We start from the raw sequence: 22,098 nt of genomic DNA, 5'->3' as shown, positions 1-22,098 counted from the left end.
TTGCTTAATTTTTTAAAAACCTGCCTTCTCATTTTGAGGAAGCAGGTTTTTAATTATAAATTAATCTTCTTGATTAATAATACGATAGTATGCCTGAGAAGTTAATTGGTAAAAAATGAGATAAAAAAGGACAAACCCCAATACGACTATGGTGAAACTAATCAGATAATCATTAAAATTATTGACTCCTAATAGACCTAAAACTTTGAAAATAATTTGACTTGCGAACAAATTATGAATAAGGGCAAAAATTAATGGTAAGAAGAAAACCCACAGGACTTGAGAGCGGATGGTTTTTTTGATTAATTTTATAGGCAAACCTACTTGTTTCATAATTTGATAATTCTTTTTATCTTCATGCCCTTCTGATACTTGCTTGAAGTAAAGCATTAAGATCATACCTATTATTAGTACACTTGAAACGATTAAACCGATAAATAATAAGCCGCCATTAAGCTGATATAGCGACTCTTTTTTAATAGCTTTACTCTCGATGATAAAGCCTCGCTTATCCGCCAATTTTTGAACCGTATTTTCAAACTGAACCTCTTTCAAATCAAAATATAAAGAGCTAACAGTAGATAGTTTTGCTTCGGGGTTATCTAATAAATACCTTTGCATTGCTTGCAACTCTTCTAAAGAATTTAGACCTAAATACAGTGCATCAACACCAATTATAGGAGGAATAATCTCACCTTTACCAATATAGACCGAGCGTGCTTTTCCTTCTTTCCAATAAATTTTTTTCCAATGCGATAAATCCTTTAAATTAGAAGCAAGAACCCACTGGTCTTCTTGAATAGAATCATCGGGATATCTAGCCAGATAATCTGCCTTTAATCCGAGAACAACAAAGCTATTCTCTCCCTGTTCCACCTTTTGCTTTTGACCAAGCTCTAACAAAGGATAAATATGATCTTCTTTAATCAAGACAGTCTCCAGTGCATTTGTTTCGATTAGATCATTCGAAATTAAATCGGTTGATTGAAGCTCTGATTGAAATTTTTGTAATAAATCAAGTTGTTCCTCAGTTGTTTTTTCATAAGCTTGAGAAGGGGCAAAAGAGACCTCATACTCTCTAGGCATGGAACCTTCTGCCGCATTTTCCATATTTCGATAGGTGGTTAAGGTCATTCCCAAAACCATCAAAATGCCTGAAGCCAAAATAGTAATAGAGGCTAAGGATGTAGCATTTTTGCTGATTCTTTGTAACATACCTGATGTGCTTAAGAAATGAGTAGGTTGATAATAATAGGGTTTATTTTTTTGCATCATTTTCAATACAAACACCAGAAAAGCCATAAAAAAAGTGTAGGTTCCGATCATCACTAAAAAAATAGCTATAAAAATCATAGAGAGTGAATCTAAAACACCTTTAGTGGTAAGAGCGATGTAATACCCCGCCGCTAAAGTGACTAAACAGATCACTAAGATAATCCAACGGTTATTAACACGCCCATGTCCTTTACGACTATCCTTCATCAAATCCAGTGATTGTAAACGCTGAATTTTTAAAGCTGATAAAAAGTAGATAATGGAGTAAGTTGCCACCATCAATATCAAAGTTACAATAGCAGCTGAGGAGTCAAAAGGATAATCCATAAAGCCCGCCCCTGTATCTTTCATCAAACGGTTTAATAAAACAAATAAAAAATTTCCCGTCAAATAACCAATTAATATACTGAATGAGGCGTTAATGATTAAGAGAATAACAAATTGGGTCAAAGAAATACGACGGACATGCTTCTTTTCTAAGCCCAATATGGAATAAAGGCCAAATTCTTGGGTAAGTTTCTTACGGATAAAGCTAGAAGCATAAAGAACAATAATTATGATCAATAAGGTAGCAAAGAAAACCCCAATCATTAAAATTGATCCTAGCGCCGGTGACCTATCGATAATATACTGATTACTAGTAAGGGAAAGTATAATATACTCTAAGGCAAAAAGAATAATCGAAGCTAAACTAAAAGGTAAAAAAAGGGCCTTGTTCGATTTCATTGATTTGATAGCTGACTTACGGATAACTGCGGACATCTTTAACATTTTGCATCCCTCCGCCCGTTCAACATAGCCAAAGAATCTGAAATAGCAATTTGGAAATCACTAGAAGTTTGCTGACCACGATAGATTTCATGATAAATGACTCCGTCTTTAATGAATAAAACACGATTCGCAGATGAAGCAGCTTTAATTGAATGAGTAACCATTAAAATTGTATTACCGATTTGATTCAACTTTACTAAAACTTGCATAATCTGTTCAGAAGTCTTAGAATCTAAAGCCCCTGTAGGTTCATCAGCTAATACAATATCAGGCTGATTTATTAAAGCACGGGCAATAGCAATTCTCTGCGCTTGTCCACCTGAAATTTCATAAGGATACTTATCTAATAGCGACTCCACGCCAACAAATTTAGCCACTTTATCGAGTTGATTTTCCATTTCTTTAATGTTTTTTTGTGAAAGAACCATGGGTAAGAGAATATTATCGCGATTAGTAAACCCATCTAACAAATTGAAATCTTGAAAAACAAAACCTAATTTCTCACGGCGAAAACTAGCTATCTGATCCTCCCTAAGATCTGAGAAATCGAGCTCATTCAATAAAACTTTACCTGCAGTTGGTTGGTCAAAAGTAGCTAAAATATTTAACAAGGTTGATTTACCAGAACCAGACTCTCCCATAATCGCAACATATTCTCCCTCATTGATCCCAAAATCAACATCTCTTAAGGCAATCGTCTTATTTCCTCTACCTTTATAAATTTTTTCAACATGTTCTACTTTTAGTAACATCTATTTCTCCTCCTCTATTCCTTAATTCAATTATAACGAATACTTATATTGACAGCTTTTAAGTAAGCTTACAAATAACAAACTAACCTTACAAAATTGTAAGGTTAGTTTGTTTCTTGATTAAATCGAATAGAAAAAGTGGTCCCTATATTCTTTTGAGACTTTACCTCAATGGGTTGGCTAAGACGTTCACTTATCAAACGGACCATATATAAACCAATACCAGAAGATTGCTCGTTCAATAACCCATTATGTCCTGAATACCCTTTATCAAATATTTTAGGTATATCCTGAGGATTAATCCCCCTACCATCGTCACGAATTTCTAATTCTTGACGGTCTTCTATCCATGTAATCCAAATATTACCATGTGTGCTATATTTTAGAGCATTGGATAAAATTTGTTCAATCATAATCTGGCAAAGATTTGCTTCTGTTAAAACTTCTCGATCGATTGGCTGATAATGCAAGGTGATTGTCTGGTGAATAAATTGATGGCGATAACGTTTCAAAAGTGGTTGGATCAAATCATTCAACCTGATCCGACTAAATAACATATCTCTTTTTGGATTAGTAACTTTGAGATAATTTAAGGCCAAATTCGAATAGGCTTCAATTTTTACTAATTCTTGATTGAGTAATCCATTAAAAGGGTGATTTTTCTTTTCTAACAACATTTTACTTGCTGTGATGGGGGTTTTTATTTGGTGAACCCACAACAAGAAATAGTCTTCCATATCTTTTTCTTTTGTTAAATGTTTGTTTTTTTCAACTTGTGATTCATGCAATAAAATTTGGTACTTCTGCTGATAACTGATTTCCTTTTTAAAATTAAACCATTGAAATATTAAAAACATAAGCAACAGGATTAGTGCTAAGAAAAAAGGGAAAATAAATATTGTCCAGCTAAGATTAAATAAATAAAAAACTAAAGCAAAAAGTGCCAAGGTAAACATAACAAATACAATTAAACTAAGATGTCTGTTTAGAAATGCTTTCATCGACTAGCCCTCATTTCTTAATAAACAATAGCCCACATTCTTTTTGGTTCCAATAACTGGATCACGTTTGAGGATACTTAATTTTTTCCTTAATCTTGAAATATTCACCGCCAAGGTATTATCATCGATAAAATTATTTTCTTGCCAACACGCATCTAAAATATCTTCTCTTCTAGCATAGTCACCTTTTTTCTTGAACAACTCGAATAAAATTTGATATTCTGTTGCAGTTAATTCAATCGCTTCTCCTTGATACTCTATAGTTAAAGCCTGAGTATTAAGAATCATCCCATCAAATATATATTTCATCTTATTTTCAGGTAAATAGTTATAGCTCCTTCTTAAAAGGGCCTGAATCTTTGCAACGGTTAATTGGAGATCAATTGGCTTAATTAAATAGTCATCTCCGCCCATTTGGAGAGCCACCATCTGGTCCAGCTGATCGGACAATGAGGAAATAAAAATAATAGGAATTTGCGAATGAGCCCTTAATTGGCCGCACCAATAATAACCATTTTGAAAAGGTAAGTTAATATCCATTAAGACCAGATGAGCTGGCCAAGCCAAACACTCCTCAACAACACTTTCAAAATTTTGACAAATTTTAACTTCAAACTGATGTCTTTTGAGGGTATTAGCTAGTCCCTCGGCGATAATAGGGTCATCTTCTACTATAAATATGCGCATCCCTAGTTTCCTTTCTAAAATTGATCACGAGCTTTTCTTAATTGGATAAACTCTGTCAAACTTCTTACCTGTAAAAAGAGATTAATTTGCTTTTCTCTTTCGACTGTTGAAGGTAAACTGGGTATCCCCTTAGATCTTATGTCCTTAACATGTTTTTGTTCCTTCATTAGAACTTGGTTATTCGGCTCCACTGTTAAAGCAAAGGCAAGATTGGTTAAAGTGTATTCATGACCAGCATATATTTTAGTGGTATCTGGCAAAGCCTTAATCTTTTGAATCGTCTCAAATTGCGCTTGGTAATCATTGGTAAATACCCGACCACAACCTGCTGAAAATAAAGCATCCCCACAAAACAGATGGCTATCCATCAAATAAGAAACATGCTCTTCACTATGCCCTGCTGTCTTTATAACCTTATATTCACACTGATTGATCGTAAAATGATCACCTTCTCTAACCACATAATCAACACGCTCCTCAAGTTCAACCGGTCCATAAACAGCTACTTCTTGCTTTTGACTAGCCAATAAACTGTCTAATCCTCCCACATGATCTTCGTGAAAGTGAGTTAACAGCACCGCCTTAAGATTTAAGCCATTCGTATTCAGATATTTAAGTAAATCGTCACTTTCTCCAGGATCAACCACAATGATGTCTTGATCCTTTTCAATTAACCAAATATAATTGTCTTCTAATGCAGGTAAGGCTTTTATTTGCATAACTATCTTCCTTTCTATTTATTCGATTTCTTTTTTTCATGTTCAATTAACCAAGCTTTGTTAGCAATACCACCATTATATCCCGCTAAGTCACCTGTAGCAGATAATACACGGTGACAAGGGATAATTAATAAAATAGGATTGGCTGCTAGGGCTCCGCCGACAGCTTGAGGGGATACTGTCCGTTTGTTTTCAACTTGAAGGGAATGCGTTATTTCACCATAAGTGGTCAGTTGTCCATAAGGAATTTCAGCTACTTTTCGCCATACTTGCTGACGAAAAGTAGTTTGAAAAAGAGGTTTAAGTTCAAATTGAATAGGATTAAACCTTTGACCTTGGAAATAGTCGTCTAACCATCTAATAATTGGAGCAAATTCAGGACTCGTACTTGCTATTAATTGATACTTGTCTGACAACTTATTTTCTATTTGACCTTTCCCACGAAACCAAAGGGCAGTTAAGGCACCCTTTTCAATGAGTAATCGCATCTCTCCAATTGGACTGTTATAGTTAGCAGCTAATAACATGACTTCCCTCCGATCCATCTCACTTAGCTTAATCCTATCAGAAAACGAGATCTGCATAAACAAAAACCTGCTTCATAAATGGAAGCAGGTCCAATAATAAAGAATACTCAACTATTCTTTTATGAATCGAATGCCAAACAGGCCTAATATACTAGCCATTAAGACCGGTAAGACACTTTGCGATTCTCCGGTTTGTGGTAATGCCGATTTAACTTGATTGTTTATATCGGCAACCGTTGTTTCTTTTTTATCAACTACTATATCTTTCAGAGATTCTTGGGGGATGTGATATTCCTTCACTAATTGATCCGCCAGGACCGAAAAGCTCTCTTGGCCCTCATTACGGTTTTTGATTCTATAATTTTCCCATAAGATAACATTATCCGCCAAAGCTTTAAGTTTATCAGCATCTAACCCATATTGCTCGATCATGATTTTTTCTAATCTTTGAACTTCATGAGCAAATACGTCCGGATAAGTTTGAACCAGATGGTTAAAGACAGTACTAGGATCTCCACCTTCTTTATTCACTTTTTCTGCTAATAAAATTAAAATGTCATCCGAAAATTCTTGCAATTGCTCTTCTATAATGGGAGTCGATTGCAACAGCTCTTGGCGTATCATTTGCGCTCGAGTTTCATTATTTTTAATTGGTAGAACATGACCTTTATTTATTAATTTATCAGCTAAGGCATCGTAGTCAACCTGCCCTTTTTCTTGCAGGATATGATAATTTTCCCATAGCAATATTTCAGGATCTAATTGTTCGAGAGCAGAAGTCTGTACATTTCCTTGATTCTTAAGGCCTTCTATAATCATTTGAACTTGATTTTTAAAGAGTTCAGGATACTTGACCAATAATCTGTTAAAGACGGTGGCCGGATCTCCACCATTTTGATTGACCTCATTTGCTAACTCAATCAAATCTTCATCAGCGATTTGGCTTATTTGGTCCTTATCAATAGGAGTTGACTCTAAAAGATTTTGTTTAATATTTTCAAGGTCTAATTGGTCATCATTTACTAAAAGTCCTTCTTCTTTTAGTCTCTCTATTAACGCAGTAAGGTCCTCTTCACCTCGATCTTTTTGGACAAGATGGTCAATAAAAAGCAATTGAGAAGGGTCAATTTTTTCAACGACCTCTGCATCCAGTCCTCCTAGCTCTATAAGTTTGTTTTTTAATCCCTCTATCTGATCTTTAAAAACCTGTGGATAGTCATTTAAAAGATAGTGATATAAGGTTGCAATATCTCCTCCGGTGGGAACCTCTGTTTGAACTTTTTTATAAGAGACTTGAAGCTGGTCATCTGAAATTTGATCCATTTGAGACTGAAGCATGGGTGTTTCTTCTACCAGAGAATGACGTAAGCTTTCAAAGTCTATATTTTCTTGGGCCGATACAATCCCTATATTATTAGTTAGAAAAGGTTGTGCCGCTGGAAAACTCGTTAATACGAATACCGATGATAGTGTTAATAAACGAAGCATATATTTATTCATTTTTTTCCTCCTAGTTATTTGGTTATCTATATCCTAACAAGGAAAAATGAAAAAAGATGGTCAAATGATTGAAGAGGCCAAACTTTTTCTAAGATCATTCTAGCAAGGAATTATGAATAGTTTTTGAATATTCATAATTAAATCCAGGCAAACGATCAATGATCATTATAATGATAATGATTCTTATCTATTTGAATTGAGCATATTCTGATAAATCAATCCAATAACGTTTCACCCAGACTCCCTTCTCCATTCTTTGGTCTTCTAATAAACCACCCCATTTTTCAATCGTCGCTTTGGAGGCATCATTATCTGAGCGACATGTGATCAGAATGCGCTCGATTCCTAGATTACTAGCTTCTTTCAAAACTTGCCCTAGCATCCAGGTTGCGACGCCTTGACGTCGGTAGGAAGGATGAACGACATAACCAATTTGACCCCCAGAGTGAAGTAAATAATCGTTCAATTGAGGGCGCAGATTGATGGCACCAAGCATTTCACCTTGAAGGTTAAGACAAATCCACTGAATAACCGGCACACGTCCCTTAGGTAAATTGTGACCTTTCGCCCAATCCTGCATTGTTAATATCCATTGATCAATATTTTCATGGTAGCGATTCAAACTCGATGTCCCAGCTATCCACCAGTTAGAATTAGGGTAAGAATCCAAGAATTCTTGTATTATCTTTAAGTCACTTAAGTCAGGTTGTTTTAAAAGCATTTTTTCTCCTATCATTGATGAATCTTCATAGCTTATTGTAGATCAGTTATGTTATAGTATTGCTAGGTAAATAATAAGGAGTGAGCCCTTTGAAAGATATCGTATCCATTCTCTTAACTATTGTTTTAATCGCAGGTAGCAGTTATCATTTTTATAAAAGAAGTCGGAATATTTTTGTAGAAGTTATTCAAAGCTACTGGATTTGGACACAATTAATCACGATTGGTTTGTTGATCTGGATCGGTTTCCAATTTGCTAGTAGTATTTGGCATTATTTATTAATTGCTTCGGCTATTCTTTATTTCCTCTCTGGTCCTTTAGCCAGAGGAATTTCAAAGTCTGATTTTTCAGTCTTTAGAGGAACTTTATCCGTAATGATCCCCATATCTTTTGCTAAAGTCGATCGAGTGGTAATTACACGAGACCTCGAAAAAAAATGCATCAACTTATTAGGCAAAGCCAATAATCAATACTTTGCCCAATCTTTTCCTTTAAACGATGAAGTTCAATTGATTGCACATCTGAAACAAGCCAATATTGAGGTCGATATACAAGATAGTTTACATTCTTAAAGACGAGCCCGACGATAATTGTCTGGCTTTTTTATTAACATTGTCTCTAAAATGCTTCTCATAAGTAGTCTTTAGACTTTAGCCAAATAGCAACAATAATACTGATCAGAATACTCAATAAAGTTGTGATGATAAACCCTCCACCGTATTCTTGGAACGGGACTGGAACGTTCATGCCCCAAAGTCCTCCTATAATCGTAGGAATGGTAAGAATAATTGTAATTGAAGTTAGAATTTTCATAACATTATTTAAATTATTAGAAATCACATTAGAAAAAATATCACTTAATTGATCAACAATGCGCATCCCTTCGTCAACCATCGATTCTGCTTGGAGAGATTCAATTAGAACATCATGCATCAAGGCTTTTAAGCGGTGAATATTTTGAAATTGATCATTTTTACTTATCTGTTCTAACACTCTTCGATTGTTTTGAACAGCCGTTTTAATGTAAGCTAAAGTTTTATCTAAACTCATCAAACGGTATAACTCCTGATTTTGTGAAGAATATTCAATATCTTTTTGCATTGCCTCAATTTCTTCATGAATCCAGGCTAATACTTTGATTGTTTCATTTTGAATTTTCCAGAAAACCTTCATCACCATTTCTTCGTAATCAAAGCCTACACTATCATTAAATTCTTTAAAGATATCTCTTAAGTATGATGGTGTCTCTGGAAGTGCTGTAATTAATTGATCCTCTACTTTAACAAGAGAAATAGCACGTGTTTTATATTCTCTATATTCTCTAGAGTTCATTTGTGGGAAAAGATATTGCAAAACAATAAGCGAACGTGTACCTCCATTATCAAGTAGAGCTTCTTCGGATCTTGCGATTTCAAAGGGATCATTGACTCCACTAAGGTAGTCGTGAGGGATAGCAAGGTTTTTACAAATATCCTCTAGCTCTAAATCATTTAAACCTTCATAAAGCTGCCAAGTATTATTTTTAATCTCCACAATTCTAAGCTCCTCATCTTTTCTTTAAGCTCATTTTCTTACTCCTACTCAGCTATATTTTTATCGCTAATAGCAGTTTGTACACTTGTAATCTCATTATAAGCAATTACACCTTTCTTTAAAAGATAGTAAAATTAGTTTTTTTCTTACTCAATCTATAAAAAAAATAACTATATACATTAATTTAAAGAAAAACACCTTGTCAAAAAAAAAGACTTGTCCTAGAATTAACTTGGAGGTCACTTATGAAAAATAATTTAATTTCATTTAAAACTTTGTTTCTTTCTCTCCTTACAGGACTAGCAACGGGAAGCGTTGTAGCAGGATTCACTATAGGAATAAGAATTTTATCCAATTATAGTCAACTATTATTGAAAAATGCCCAAGTGAACCCATTTGACAGTGCATCCTTCTTCCTTTTAATTATTAGCTTTGGTGCCTTAGCAGGCTACTGTGTTAATAAGGAACCAGATATAGGAGGGTCTGGAATTCCTCATGTCAGTGGTCACTTACATAATCAACTCAGACAAAATTGGTTTACTGTGCTGATTTATAAATTTTTTGGAGGGTTGGCCACAATTGGATCAGGTTTGACATTAGGTCGAGAAGGGCCATCTGTTCAAATTGGATCAGCAGTTGGTCAAGCTGTAAGTGAACTAACCCACAGCAATCAAAAAGTCCAGCGTTACTTAATCGCTGGTGCTGCTGGTGGAGGTATGGCAGCTGCTTTCAATGCACCCCTTTCTGGTTTAATCTTTATGGTGGAAGAATTATTTCAGCGTACCAGTCGCGAATTAATATTATACGCCGGGGTAATTGTGATTACTGCTAACCATTCTGCTAATTTAATTATTGGAAATAAGCCTGCAATTTCAATACCTACTATCACTACAATAGTACCCAATCTGACCTTAGCTTGTTTAGGTCTAGGTATTCTGACCGGTCTTTCTGGAATACTCTTTAATTTTCTAATTATGAATGGTAAAAAGATCTATCAAAACATTGCTTTACCCCAATGGTTAAAATCTATGCTTCCCTTTTTAATAACAGGAATAATTTTATTTTTTGACCATAACTTATTTGGCTCTGGAGCAAATTTAATAACTTTCCCATTAGGGGAAAATCCTGGAATAAGCCAGCTATCTTATTTCTACTTCATAAAACTAGCTTTAGTGGCCTTAGCTTTTTGTTCCGGAATTCCTGGTGGTATCTTTTTTCCTTTATTATCGATTGGTGCCTTATTAGGTAATATATATGGAACCAGTTTATATAGTTTAGGTCTTGTTCCACAAGAAGCAATCCTATACTTTTCTGTTATTGCTATGAGTAGTCATTTTGCAGCAATTGTCCGTGCTCCTCTAACTGGAATCATCCTAATTATTGAAATGACTGGGGCTGCTCTTCCTTGGCTATTTCCAATCACTTTAGTTACCTATCTTAGTTACTTGATTGCTGATTTCTTTAATTGTCAACCCATTTATGTTAGTCTACTAAACAGCATTCTATCTAACCGCCCGAGTATAGATTCTAAAAACTAAAAATAAAAGTCTGTTTCTTTGTAGTGAAACAGACTTTTTTATTATTTTTATTCGATGTGAGCAGATCCCACTAGACCTATATTTTTGTACATTCTGGAAATATTTAAAACGCTTAGTGATATTCTTTCCACATTACATAAACCAGAGCGATCAAGAAAAGCACTCCCGAAAAATGCCATATAACATAATTCATTATTGCTGCAATAATCAACTTACCAAAATCCTTACTCAGAGGATAAAAGCCTAAATACTGAGTATCTGCTGTTGTCTGCAAACGTTCCTTTAAAATATAAATCACTAACATAATAGCGATTGGGAACAGAATAAAATTCCTTATATCATCAAATCCATTGATCGCAAAATAACTAAAAGAGGCAAAAAAATTATAAATCCAAAAATTCTTGTCAAGGCGTTGAACATAAACATTTAATGGGATCATAGTCATCTTCCTTTCTATAATTTTATTATACTATTTTACAGAATCTATCTTATCGGACTTAGGACCTAAAAGAAAAAGATATCATTATTTTTTTAAATCAACCACTCGTTGTGACTTTGCCAACTATAGTTGGTAGATAAGCAGCTAAATCTTTTGATAAAATTAAGGAAAGTTTTAAATAGGAGGAATTTATTATGACTATTGGTGAGCGTATTCAAGCTTTAAGGAAGAAGCAAGGCTTGTCTCAAGAAGAACTGGCAAATAAAATTGATGTCTCGCGACAAGCTATTTCTAAATGGGAAAGTAATCAAAGTAATCCAGATCTCAAAAACATTGTAGCTTTGAGTGAAGTTTTTAAAACTTCAACAGACTCTATCCTAAAAGATAGTCTAGGAGATTTTCAAGCTTTTCAAAGCAACAATCAACTCTTTATTCTAGCCTTTGCCTTAACTTTTTTCATTTTAGTTGGAGTATGGGCTTATTCAGCGAACCGTTTTCGTGAGGATGAGATCTTTTGGATGGCTTTCTTGTCTGGTATAGCTGGGGGGAAGTTTAGGGTATATTGTACAAGTCATTTTACATAAGAATCCTAAAAATCAATAGAAAGACAACATTTAAGAAAAGTCTTTAATGTTATCTTTCTTAATGAAACTCGCTTTAAAAATCTTTTCTCTTGTAAATATGAACTGAAATGAAATATGAAGCAGTAAGAAAAATAACTGAGATAATAGTGCCAATAATTATTAATTTAGATAACATAAAATGATTGACAATTTCTTTCCATTTCATAAACAAATCATCTCCCGATTTACGATTGAAATAAATGTATACAATAGCAAAAAAATTCACCAAATAAAAATATCCTGTCAACATTTTCTCTTTAAACCAATTTATTGGATAAGCGATAGATAAAGACAAAAAGAAAATGAATTCCGTTAGTAATATTTCATTCAAAGTAAACGCTTTAAATTGTGTCAGGATATTTGAGTAGAGTGAAATTATAATTACACACAGCGTATCAAACCAGATAGCATGAAGATATTTTGCGAGAACAATTTTATTTTGACCCATTGGCAAGCTATTTAACAATACTTCTGCTTTTTTTTGATTATATCCACTAGCCTTGAGCCCAGGATATTGAATAATAATAAGTGATAAAATAAAACTTAAATATTCTATTTGTTGAGAAGATAAAAATATTATAAGTAATACGATTAGGATTAAAATATATAACATATCTTTTTGTTTATTCACCAAAAATTCCCTATATAAAACTGCTTTCATTAGGAACTCCTTTCTTTTAATTTAATTCTATACGATCATTCTTTATCTAAAAATCCTTTTTACCATAAAATCGAATAGCAATAATATAAGCGACAATAAGTGCTATTACCAAAAAGAGACCCAAGGGTTTTATCAAATTATCAGCAGAAAACTGATTAGCGAATTTGCTAAAACCTCCAAATAGAGTACCATAATCCTCTTCAGCAGCTGCCATAATATTATTTATTATTAGTGATATCATGAAGTATTGATATAATTCGATTACTTTTTTGCCAAATGAATAATAGAGCATATAACAAAGTGAAACAATTCCAAGTGAGGACACAACGGAAATTAGTATCTCAGATAGAGTATTGGCCTTAAAATAGGGATGGTAATAATTTATCAATATGACAGTGATAAAGAAAACGCTTGCCATTAAAATAGTGTAGAGATATTTAGCTAAAATAATTTTTCTCGGTCGAATCGGCAAACTATTGATCAGCGCGCCATTTTTCTTGAAATCTTCCTTTATTGTAGTGAACACGGGGTAAATCATTGTAAAATAGATTGGTAAAATAATTGGAATTTGAACCGAATTTGACAAAAACATTCCTAGTAATATTAAACTTATAAATAAAAATTTATCACGCTTATAGTTCATCATAAATTCTTTGTGCAGTATTGCTTTCATTTTTTCACCTCTCATCGCATTAGGTTAACCATAATCTCTTCAAGACTGGCTGGGTCGATGATTACTTCTTGGCCGAATAATTCTCTAAAAAGATCATAATTTTTTGAAAGACCTTCAAACCCGACAGATGTTTCATGGCATGAAATTAATTGCTTTCTTAACTCATCATCTAAGATTTCCTTAGGCCCTTTGACCAACTTGTATTGGTCTAGGATAGTATCTTTTTCTATATTAAAGAGTAATTTACCATAATGGATCATAGCAATATCATCAGCGATTCTTTCTAAATCGGTCATAATATGGCTTGAGAAAAAGACTGATTTATTGGCATCTTGAATGAAATCAAATAAGATATCTAATACCTTACTCCTCACGATCGGATCTAACCCAGAAGTTGGTTCATCAAGAACGATTAAGAGTGGATCATGTGACAAGGCTATCGCTAAAGATAGCTCAACTTTCATACCGGTCGAAAGTTCTTCAATGATTTTATTTTTTGATAAACCAAATAACTTAATATAAGACCAATAGGTTTCCCAATTCCAATTTTTATAGAAGGGCGCGATCATCTTTCCTGTTTCTTCCACCGTTAAGTGGTCATAGAAATAATTTTCAGCGTAAACAAAGCCTATCTTTTCTTTTATCGTTACCGAATGCTTTTTTAGATCCTTACCAAAAACTTTAATCGAACCTGATTCTGGTTTAATAAGACCCATAATCATTTTGATAATTGTTGTTTTCCCAGAACCGTTCGGTCCGACAAAACCCGTAACGTACCCCTTACGTATCCTTAAATTCAAATTTTCAATTGAGAAATCAGTATATGTTTTTGAAACTTGACTCATTTCGATCACGTAGTCTTCCATTATTAAACCTCCTTAAAAATCCTTTCGACCATTTCCTTTATCTCTTCCAAACTCAGTCCAAGCATTTGATTTTCTTCTAATAGCTTTTTAGTTAATTCTTCCATTCTTTTTAAATATTTCCTACGAATAAAGTCGCGGTCTTGTTGAGCAATATAAGTTCCTTTACCAACGACTGAAGTAACATACCCTTCCCTTTCAAGATCTTCGTATGCCCTCTTGGTAGTAATTACACTGATTTTCAAATCTTTTGCTAACCCTCTGACAGAAGGAAGTAAATCCCCTTCATTAACATCACCATTCAAAATTGCTTGGATAATCTGCTCCTTAATTTGTTCGTAAATAGGCTTAGGATTTAGTTTTGATATCAGGATATTCATCTATTCACCTCGCCTTGCCACATGTGTATATACACAGTATATACACATGGTTTTAACCTTTCAAGTTTTTTTTATAAAAAATCCCAATTCTTAATTGAATAAGAATTGGGATTTTTATTACTTTTTCATATAGGTCATTAATTGAAAATCTGCCGTTTGAACAAGTCCATTTTTTTCATAGAATTTTTGTGTTATATCCGTATCATCGGTTAACAAAATGATTTGCCGTACCGATTGGTATTCTTTTAATACCTTTTGCAATAATTGACTGCCCACACCTTGTCTTTGATAATTTTCAAGTACTAAAATATCTTGAATATAGATAATAGTTAGTCCATCTCCTACGACGCGAACTAAACCAACTAACTGTTCCCCTTTCCATGCTGTCCATACTTTTAAACTATTTTGAATGGCTTTTTCTAAGATATCTGGTTCTCTAGTATAGGCTGTCCAATGAACATTTTCAAAGAGAGCTAGCGTCTGATCAAATGGAAGCTGAACATCTTCTTTAATTACAATCATATGCATTTTTGCCCTCCTTTTTTACTTATCTAATTTGAGAATAAGTCTTAATTTTCTATTTCAAACACTCCTTAAATCAATTGAATAATATTCTACTTTTTAAATAAAACTTTTCTTGCCTAGAATATACACCTAAACTATCTAGATAATATCTAAATAAAACTGATTTCCCATATCTAAACCTTTTTCAGTAAACCAGATACGTTCATGGTCATAATCAATTAAGCCTAGCTTTTTATGTTTGGTCAAAACGTCTTGATACTTTTCAAGAAAATTAATTTGGAAGCGCTGGTTAATCGCTTGAAACGCGAACCCCTCTAATAAGCGCAAATTCAACATTATGTATTCCTTTTCTCTATCCTCTACGGATAAGCGCTCACTGATTTGAATGGGAAACTTACCCTGATCGATCATACCATAATAGTCAGCGAAACGCCGGTGGTTCACAAAGCGTACTAAGTCAATATTTGAGGAAGCACCTAAGCCAAGTCCCAAGTAATTTTCTAACTGCCAATACTTCTTATTGTGACGACTTTCTACCTCCCCTTTAGCAAAATTAGAAATTTCATATTGATGAAAACCATGTTTCGCAAGTTCTGATTGAATATAATGATACATTTTTCTTTCAATCTCATCATCTAACACCCGCATTTGACCTGTTAGGACCCAACGTTGAAAAGGCGTATTTTCTTTTATCATTAAAGAATAGTATGAAATATGATTAATAGGTAATTGCATCGCCAGTTCAATATCGTGCTTTAAAACAGCCATATCTTGTTTAGGGTTACCAAACATCAAATCGATCCCTAGCTTCTCCACTCCTAATTCTTTCAATAAGGCCACTTTTTCATAAACCTTCTGTCGATCATGTAAACGGCCCATCATTCTTAACGTTGCATTGTCAAATGACTGAACCCCCATTGAAAAACGATTAAAACCGTATTTTAAATAGGTTTCTACTTTTTCTTTTGTGACCGATTCTGGATTCATTTCAATCGAAATCTCACAATCTGGTAGTATTTCAAAGTGCTTACTGATAGATTCCATAATTTTTGCCATTTGTTCAGCTGCTAGATAGGAGGGAGTCCCCCCACCAAAGTAAATCGTATCTAATTGATATCTTCCGTGATAAAGAGCCATCTCCTTTACTAAATAATCGATATACTCATCCATCTTGTCTTCCATATCAACAAATGTTAAAAAATCACAGTAATGACATTTTTTTTGACAAAAGGGAATATGATTATACAATCCGATTCTTTCTTTCATTATCTTCGACCCCCTTTATTCATCTGCTTATACTATAACGATCTTTGATTTCTTTGAACAGAAAAATATAAGCTGATTAAAAAAAGAGACCTTAAGGTCCCTAATCTGTTTGCTTTCATTACCAACGTAATATAATTTCATGATTGAATTCAATCGATGCGTCACCTAATAAATCGAGCATGGCACGTCCATAGTCACCCAATTGATCAAGGATCAATCTCGCTCGATAAATTTCAATTTCTAAAGGTTGACTATCACCTAAGACATCCCATAAGGCATCTAGATTATAACCGGTATATGTTGGCAAATTAAGCCGATTGATTAAATAGATGTAAGTCGTTTCTTTGTCTCTAAATGCCTGCCCATCTAACAATACTTTCATTCACTTACTTCCTTTCCATATAGTTGGTCAAAAGTTTCATAATGATCATTTGTATAATAGATTAAACCATCATTGGAAAATACGATACGTTCAGGTCCACGATGATGACTATACCCCGCTTGAATATCCGCTTCATAGTAGTATCTTCCTTTTGCTTTAGGCAACTTACCTTCTCGATTACCAAAGCGATCTCCACCAATCACAAACCTTTCATCATTAGTTGTCCAATTTCTCTGTTCAGCTTCTGCTTTCGTAATATAATTATTCGGCAACTGATGATATTGATGAATGTAGGCGGCAACATCTTCAAGAGAATAATAGTCTCGATCCTTTAAAATTGACCTTTTCTGGTCAGGATTTTTTTGTTTTACGACACCAGATTTTTGTTTTTCTCGCACTTGATCATCATGCCAGCGGTCGGGGTCGATTTTTAAATCAGGCATTACTTCATCATTTGTTTCCGTATTCTTATCTAATGTTGTTTCAACAATAGTTTCATTGGTGGATTTTTCAGTAAGATCTTCTACGAAAACTTCCATTTGCGAACATCCACTTAATAAGATAGCAAGTGTGACTACTAATAGGCTAAATAAGGATTTAAATTTTGGTTTCATATACCCTCCAGGATTTTTTTTACTAAAGTGACTTTAGCATAATTAATAGTTGAATGCATTGATAAATAACCGATTACTGTTTTACGCTTCTAAAAACTTATTCATTTACCATAAAAAAACGGTCGAGTTAAGATACTCAACCGTTTTTTTCTTTTTAGTTTTAAAATACTTTATACATAGAAGAATTGATTTAATTTTTTTTGCTAATTGATCAAAGATTTTAACTAATTGTTATTCATTCGTTTCGAGAATACCATTTACAATGTGATCAATATTCCATTTAATCATAGTGATATACGTATCTCCTTCTTCGCCTTCCTTAGCTAATGAGTCGGTAAAAATTTTTGACTTAACAGGAATGCCTGTCTCATGAGAAACTGTCTCCATTGTTTTGGGATTAATTGAAGTCTCGACGAACAAGGCTTTAACATCGCCTTCATTAATAATATTTAAAATACGCTCCATTTGATCAGGAGTACCTTGATTATCCGTATTAATTTCCCAAATATAAGCCGCTTGGAATCCATAAGCTTTAGAAAAGTACTTAAATGCACCTTCTGAAGTAACCAAAATACGTTGTTCTTCTGGAATTTTAGCAATTTTATCTTTTGCGTACTGGTCAAGCTCTTCTAAGGATATTATATATTTTTCCTTATTCTCTTGATAATCTGCTTCATGTTCTGGATCTGCTTCAATTATTTTTTCAGTGATTAATTCAACATATTTAATACCATTTTGAACATCTAACCAAGCATGAGGATCTTGTTCATTTTCTTTACCTTCAGCAGTTAAAAACATCGGGTCAACTTCTTCAGTAACTGCAAAAGCAACATCTTTTTTATCAGTCACATCTAAAAGATCATCAAACCAACCTTTTCCTGTTTCAAGGTTAAATCCATTATAAAAAACGAGGTCTGCTTCAGATACTTCTTGAGCGTCTCCTGGTAAAGGTTCATAGCTATGAGGATCAGTTCCAATGGGTACCAAACTATAGACTTCTCCATGCTCTCCAACTATATTTCTTACCATATCTGCAATAATCGAATAACTGGCTACAATTTTTAATTTCTTATCTTCTGCTGCATGGGCTGTTTCTAGACCTCCAATGGCAGGAATAATAGTAGCTAATAAAAGTGTAAGTGTTATAAATTTTTTAATTAATTTCATGATACTTTTTCCTTTCTAAAAAAATTATTTTTTGGTGAGATAAAAAATGAGATTAAGAAGACCAAGGATCCTAACAGAACAATAGCCGAACTCGTTGGCAAATTATGATGAAAACTTATATAAGTCCCCAGTAACCCCATAGAAGCTCCAATTGTTGATGCTAATAGAATCATATGCGTTAATTTGTTGGTCCAAAGATAGGCAGTAGCAGCAGGTATTACCAACATTGCGATCACTAATACAATCCCTACTTGAGAAAGTGAAGATACGGTCACAACTGACAACATCAGCATTAATAAATAGTGATAAAAATCTGTGTTCAATCCAAATGCTTTAGAAACTACCGGATCGAAAGATGAAATAAGTAGTTCCTTATAGAACAGAGTCACAATAACAATGACTGCGATCATGACCCAAAAAGATTGTTCGAGCTCGGAATTAGGCACAGCCAAAATATTACCAAAAAGGACATGGTTTAAATCAATCCCACTTCGGGCACGAGAAATCAAAATAATTCCTAAAGCAAAAAATGAACTCAAGATTATACCAATTGCCGTATCACTTTTAATGTTCGATTTTTTAGAAATATATTGAATAAGAATAGCTGCAAGAATTCCAAATAATGAGGCTCCGAATAACATATTAATCCCAAATATATAAGAAATTGCTACCCCAGGTAAAACCGCATGAGACAATGCATCTCCCATTAAAGCCATTTTTCTCAAAACAATAAAGCTTCCAATAATACCGGCAACTATACCTAAGAAAATTGCTGATAAACCTGCATTAATAACATAAGAAGGTAGGTCGAAGGCTTGTGAAAGTATATCTGTCATTTTAATCACCCAACCCTTTTATTTGAATATTGCCTAAAGACCCACCGTATGCTTCTTGAATATTTTTATTGGTGAAGACTTCTTTAACAGTCCCTTCAGCAACGACTTTTTTATTTAAAATTAAAAGTCGATCAAAATAAGATTCTACTTCATGCAAGTCATGGTGAACGACCAAAATCGTTTTACCTTCGCTTCGTAACTTACGGAGAATATCTACAATAATTGTCTCACTCTTGAGATCAATTCCCACGAAGGGTTCATCTAAGAAGAATACATCAGCTTGTTGAGCGAGAGCCCGAGCAATAAAAACTCTTTGCAATTGACCTCCCGATAAGTTACTAATTTGCTTTTTCCGCAAATCTTGTATCGATACTTGTTCCAGACATAAATCAACTATTTCTCGTTCATTCTTACCTGGTCTTTTAAAAAGTTGCAACTTAGGATAGGTGCCTGTTAAGACCGTATCCTCTACAGTAATTGGAAAAGTAAGATCTAACTCATTTTTTTGTGGCACATAAGCAATTTTTCTCAAATTCTCTCGAATATCTTTGCCCATATAATGAACTTGACCTTGGCTAGGTATGATTCCTAGCATAGCTTTCATTAAAGTTGATTTTCCAGCGCCATTTGGGCCTATTATTCCCTCACTAAAGCCCATAGGTATTTCCAGATCAACATCTGTCAATGCCTTATGACCAAAATAATCCACATTTAACTGTTTAACTTGAATCATAAAACTCTCCTTTCTTGACTAAACTAGCATATAGTAATTCTTAGTCTTTTGCAATAAAATTTTTAGATTAATCTAAAAAAATATATAACTATTTTCTATCTCGGAGTTAAGCGATAATAAAAATTAATTTCGTTCTTTTTTTTAAAGTTATGGTATACTAAAGCTGAAAAGCACCTAAGTCAACCTAGTTAATTATTCACATTTTAGAAAAGAGGGATAAATAATGAAACGTTCTAATGTCAAAGAAAATTATCTCAAAGCCATCTTCAGTTTAAATGGAAGTGAAGAATATGTATCAAATAAATTAATTGCAGAAAGTCTCAATATTTCTGCCCCATCAGTTACCGATATGATTGGACGTTTAGTCGATGAAAAGCTAGTAGAATCGATTCCCTATAAGGGAGTTCGTTTGACCAAAACAGGATTAGAGAGCGCCATTAGAGTGGTTAGTAAGCATCGTATCACTGAACTCTTTCTATTAGAGGTACTAAAATATGATATTACTCAAGTTCATAAAGATGCTGAAACCATTGAACATTTAGATAGTGAATATTTCTTTAAAAAGTTAGAAGAACTGTTAGACTATCCTAAGTTTTGTCCACATGGTAGCATTATTCCTACCCTTGACAATTATCAAGAAGTGTACCGCACCCCTCTTACTGAATATGAAGAAGGAGATACTCTTGTTTTCCGCCGCTGTATTGACAAACCTGAACTCCTTGACTATTTACAACAAATTAACTTACACTTAAATCAAACAATCAAACTGACAAAAATCGATTCAACGAATCGCATCTTTATTTTTTCATATCAGGATGACGAAACAGGTTATTTTAGCTTCGATATGGCTCAATTAGTTTTCTTTGAGAAAGCTTAATCTTTATACGCATAAATAAAATACAGAGGCCTCATATAATTATATGAGGCCTCTGTATTTTATTTTATATTTTGATAAGAGAATTGTTGTGAAATATAGATTACTTGTCTTGCAGATTGGTTTTGAATGTCATCAAATGACATTGAGTATACCATAGGATTTTCAGCAGCTTGAATAGTTAACCTTTTTGATTGACTATCGTAAGCCGATAAATAAACCGTGTAGGTGTAAGAATGGTATTTTTGATTGGGGATAAATCCTTTCGGTAAGGCTACTGCAGATAGAACTCGGTAGAGATTACCAAATGCAGAGTTACTGTTATGATTATCTAGGGTTTGCTGGGCCAGATAATAAGCCTTTAAAAAACGCGATTTAGGATCATAGCCACCGGGTAAATTTTTGGCACCATTAAATCGATCTAAATTTTCCTTATCAAAAGTTGTCTCTAAAAGTTTTACATGAGAGGAAAATTTTGGCGCATTAGTCATAATACCATAAGGGTTTTGATAAACTTTTAGCTTTTTTTTATTCGGTTCAACTACGATACAATTTTGCTTACTATCCGAAAACATAAAATGAAAAATAGGCGTAATCACTTTATTACCCTTCAAATCTCGACTTGAAATATGAATGGTGGGTAAAATTTTTAGCACCTCATCAATATCGCGGCAATTAGCTAGAATATAATTCATAAAATAAAAGGCAGAGACATTGGTCTTTGATTGATCGACTTGATCATCATATAAACCAAATCCACCAAAGTCATTAGTGATTCCTATCAGGCCATGTTCATTAACACCATCTTTCAAGGGGTCCATATTGCGAAACCCCACACCAAGCATCTTATACTGTGAATGATGATAACCTCCTAAAAGATTTTCAGCCACAGGATAATCCTTGGGTAAATAGAGTATATTATAATCTACTGGTGCCTCTAAATCCATGGTTCTTCCAAGGACATGGCCGCCAGGGTAGTTAATTTTAATTCCTGTACACATAAATATATCCTTTCTTTTTAACTTTATGTGATCATTT

26 protein-coding genes are annotated in these 22,098 nt (G+C 33.7%); 4 read left to right on the top strand and 22 right to left on the bottom strand.

Translation table 11 applies throughout. The features are described from left to right. Positions 1 to 60: 60 nt before the first annotated feature. The 8 genes from HF969_RS02575 to HF969_RS02540 form a co-directional block, all read right to left on the bottom strand. Entirely contained in the window at positions 61 to 2,046 is a 1,986-nt protein-coding gene (locus tag HF969_RS02575) for an FtsX-like permease family protein (RefSeq protein ID WP_090289212.1), read from the bottom strand. Further along, positions 2,040 to 2,798, bottom strand: coding sequence for an ABC transporter ATP-binding protein (locus HF969_RS02570; RefSeq protein WP_090289211.1), 759 nt, complete (start codon positions 2,796 to 2,798; stop codon positions 2,040 to 2,042). Before HF969_RS02570 ends, HF969_RS02575 begins: the two co-directional genes overlap by 7 nt. Before the next feature lie 104 nt (positions 2,799 to 2,902). Further along, complete coding sequence (locus tag HF969_RS02565) at positions 2,903 to 3,586, bottom strand: sensor histidine kinase (RefSeq protein WP_168427142.1); 684 nt, start codon at positions 3,584 to 3,586, stop codon at positions 2,903 to 2,905. A gap of 216 nt (positions 3,587 to 3,802) precedes the next feature. Beyond that, the gene (locus HF969_RS02560; protein WP_090289209.1) at positions 3,803 to 4,486 is read right to left on the bottom strand and encodes a response regulator transcription factor; all 684 of its coding nucleotides are present in this window, start codon (positions 4,484 to 4,486) and stop codon (positions 3,803 to 3,805) included. A gap of 14 nt (positions 4,487 to 4,500) precedes the next feature. Next, positions 4,501 to 5,205 (bottom strand): hydroxyacylglutathione hydrolase, encoded by a 705-nt coding sequence (gene gloB, locus HF969_RS02555; RefSeq protein ID WP_090289208.1) that lies wholly within the window; start codon positions 5,203 to 5,205, stop codon positions 4,501 to 4,503. Positions 5,206 to 5,219: 14 nt separating this feature from the next. Then, complete coding sequence (locus HF969_RS02550) at positions 5,220 to 5,789, bottom strand: methylated-DNA--[protein]-cysteine S-methyltransferase (RefSeq protein ID WP_090289207.1); 570 nt, start codon at positions 5,787 to 5,789, stop codon at positions 5,220 to 5,222. Positions 5,790 to 5,843: 54 nt separating this feature from the next. Beyond that, positions 5,844 to 7,232 carry an LPXTG cell wall anchor domain-containing protein gene (locus HF969_RS02545; protein ID WP_090289206.1) on the bottom strand — a complete coding sequence of 463 codons (1,389 nt, stop codon included), beginning with the start codon at positions 7,230 to 7,232 and terminating at the stop codon, positions 5,844 to 5,846. 187 nt (positions 7,233 to 7,419) lie between these two features. Beyond that, entirely contained in the window at positions 7,420 to 7,953 is a 534-nt protein-coding gene (locus tag HF969_RS02540; protein ID WP_168427141.1) for a GNAT family N-acetyltransferase, read from the bottom strand. Between the two features lie 89 nt (positions 7,954 to 8,042). Between HF969_RS02540 and HF969_RS02535 the strand changes: the two genes are divergently transcribed. After that, a complete protein-coding gene (locus HF969_RS02535; RefSeq protein ID WP_090289204.1) occupies positions 8,043 to 8,525 on the top strand; it encodes a hypothetical protein in 483 nt (160 codons plus the stop codon). Between the two features lie 58 nt (positions 8,526 to 8,583). On the opposite strand, the gene HF969_RS02530 is transcribed toward HF969_RS02535, so the two are convergent. Next, positions 8,584 to 9,486, bottom strand: a complete 903-nt coding sequence (locus HF969_RS02530) for a magnesium transporter CorA family protein (RefSeq protein WP_168427140.1) — start codon at positions 9,484 to 9,486, stop codon at positions 8,584 to 8,586. Positions 9,487 to 9,731: 245 nt separating this feature from the next. Here HF969_RS02530 and HF969_RS02525 point away from each other — a divergent pair, with 245 nt between their 5' ends. Then, the gene (locus HF969_RS02525) at positions 9,732 to 11,024 is read left to right on the top strand and encodes a ClC family H(+)/Cl(-) exchange transporter (RefSeq protein WP_090289202.1); all 1,293 of its coding nucleotides are present in this window, start codon (positions 9,732 to 9,734) and stop codon (positions 11,022 to 11,024) included. Positions 11,025 to 11,136: 112 nt separating this feature from the next. Here the strand turns inward: HF969_RS02525 and HF969_RS02520 are convergent, their stop codons facing one another. Further along, complete coding sequence (locus HF969_RS02520) at positions 11,137 to 11,463, bottom strand: hypothetical protein (RefSeq protein ID WP_090289201.1); 327 nt, start codon at positions 11,461 to 11,463, stop codon at positions 11,137 to 11,139. Positions 11,464 to 11,657: 194 nt separating this feature from the next. On the opposite strand from HF969_RS02520, the gene HF969_RS02515 reads away from it, so the two are divergent. Continuing rightward, entirely contained in the window at positions 11,658 to 12,047 is a 390-nt protein-coding gene (locus tag HF969_RS02515; RefSeq protein WP_090289200.1) for a helix-turn-helix domain-containing protein, read from the top strand. A 73-nt stretch (positions 12,048 to 12,120) separates the two neighbouring features. On the opposite strand, the gene HF969_RS02510 is transcribed toward HF969_RS02515, so the two are convergent. The 11 genes from HF969_RS02510 to HF969_RS02460 form a co-directional block, all read right to left on the bottom strand. Then, entirely contained in the window at positions 12,121 to 12,747 is a 627-nt protein-coding gene (locus tag HF969_RS02510; protein ID WP_090289199.1) for an ABC-2 transporter permease, read from the bottom strand. Positions 12,748 to 12,793: 46 nt separating this feature from the next. Then, entirely contained in the window at positions 12,794 to 13,420 is a 627-nt protein-coding gene (locus HF969_RS02505; RefSeq protein WP_168427139.1) for an ABC-2 transporter permease, read from the bottom strand. Positions 13,421 to 13,431: 11 nt separating this feature from the next. Then, the gene (locus HF969_RS02500) at positions 13,432 to 14,286 is read right to left on the bottom strand and encodes an ABC transporter ATP-binding protein (RefSeq protein ID WP_090289197.1); all 855 of its coding nucleotides are present in this window, start codon (positions 14,284 to 14,286) and stop codon (positions 13,432 to 13,434) included. Positions 14,287 to 14,288: 2 nt separating this feature from the next. After that, positions 14,289 to 14,663: a GntR family transcriptional regulator gene (locus tag HF969_RS02495; RefSeq protein WP_090289196.1), complete on the bottom strand. Its 375-nt coding sequence runs from the start codon at positions 14,661 to 14,663 to the stop codon at positions 14,289 to 14,291. A gap of 117 nt (positions 14,664 to 14,780) precedes the next feature. Beyond that, positions 14,781 to 15,191, bottom strand: a complete 411-nt coding sequence (locus HF969_RS02490; RefSeq protein WP_090289195.1) for a GNAT family N-acetyltransferase — start codon at positions 15,189 to 15,191, stop codon at positions 14,781 to 14,783. A 135-nt stretch (positions 15,192 to 15,326) separates the two neighbouring features. Further along, entirely contained in the window at positions 15,327 to 16,454 is a 1,128-nt protein-coding gene (gene hemW / locus HF969_RS02485; RefSeq protein WP_090289194.1) for a radical SAM family heme chaperone HemW, read from the bottom strand. Positions 16,455 to 16,572: 118 nt separating this feature from the next. Beyond that, positions 16,573 to 16,836 (bottom strand): barstar family protein, encoded by a 264-nt coding sequence (locus HF969_RS02480; protein ID WP_090289193.1) that lies wholly within the window; start codon positions 16,834 to 16,836, stop codon positions 16,573 to 16,575. After that, entirely contained in the window at positions 16,833 to 17,450 is a 618-nt protein-coding gene (locus HF969_RS02475) for a ribonuclease domain-containing protein (RefSeq protein WP_245694796.1), read from the bottom strand. The genes HF969_RS02480 and HF969_RS02475 overlap by 4 nt, the downstream gene beginning before the upstream one ends. A gap of 231 nt (positions 17,451 to 17,681) precedes the next feature. Next, positions 17,682 to 18,617, bottom strand: a complete 936-nt coding sequence (locus tag HF969_RS02470) for a metal ABC transporter solute-binding protein, Zn/Mn family (RefSeq protein WP_090289192.1) — start codon at positions 18,615 to 18,617, stop codon at positions 17,682 to 17,684. Beyond that, positions 18,614 to 19,453 carry a metal ABC transporter permease gene (locus HF969_RS02465; protein WP_090289191.1) on the bottom strand — a complete coding sequence of 280 codons (840 nt, stop codon included), beginning with the start codon at positions 19,451 to 19,453 and terminating at the stop codon, positions 18,614 to 18,616. Before HF969_RS02465 ends, HF969_RS02470 begins: the two co-directional genes overlap by 4 nt. Position 19,454: 1 nt before the next feature. After that, positions 19,455 to 20,186 (bottom strand): metal ABC transporter ATP-binding protein, encoded by a 732-nt coding sequence (locus HF969_RS02460; protein ID WP_090289190.1) that lies wholly within the window; start codon positions 20,184 to 20,186, stop codon positions 19,455 to 19,457. A 223-nt stretch (positions 20,187 to 20,409) separates the two neighbouring features. On the opposite strand from HF969_RS02460, the gene HF969_RS02455 reads away from it, so the two are divergent. Further along, the gene (locus HF969_RS02455; RefSeq protein ID WP_090289189.1) at positions 20,410 to 21,063 is read left to right on the top strand and encodes a metal-dependent transcriptional regulator; all 654 of its coding nucleotides are present in this window, start codon (positions 20,410 to 20,412) and stop codon (positions 21,061 to 21,063) included. 59 nt (positions 21,064 to 21,122) lie between these two features. Here HF969_RS02455 and HF969_RS02450 read toward each other — a convergent pair whose 3' ends face one another. Next, positions 21,123 to 22,061 (bottom strand): linear amide C-N hydrolase, encoded by a 939-nt coding sequence (locus HF969_RS02450; RefSeq protein WP_090289188.1) that lies wholly within the window; start codon positions 22,059 to 22,061, stop codon positions 21,123 to 21,125. Between the last annotated feature and the right edge of the window lie 37 nt (positions 22,062 to 22,098).

This window comes from Facklamia miroungae (assembly GCF_012396555.1).
In the GTDB taxonomy this organism is placed as follows: Bacteria; Bacillota; Bacilli; order Lactobacillales; family Aerococcaceae; genus Facklamia; species Facklamia miroungae.
The sequence above is the reverse complement of the archived record's forward strand: the minus strand, read 5'-3'. Positions and strand labels throughout refer to the sequence as shown.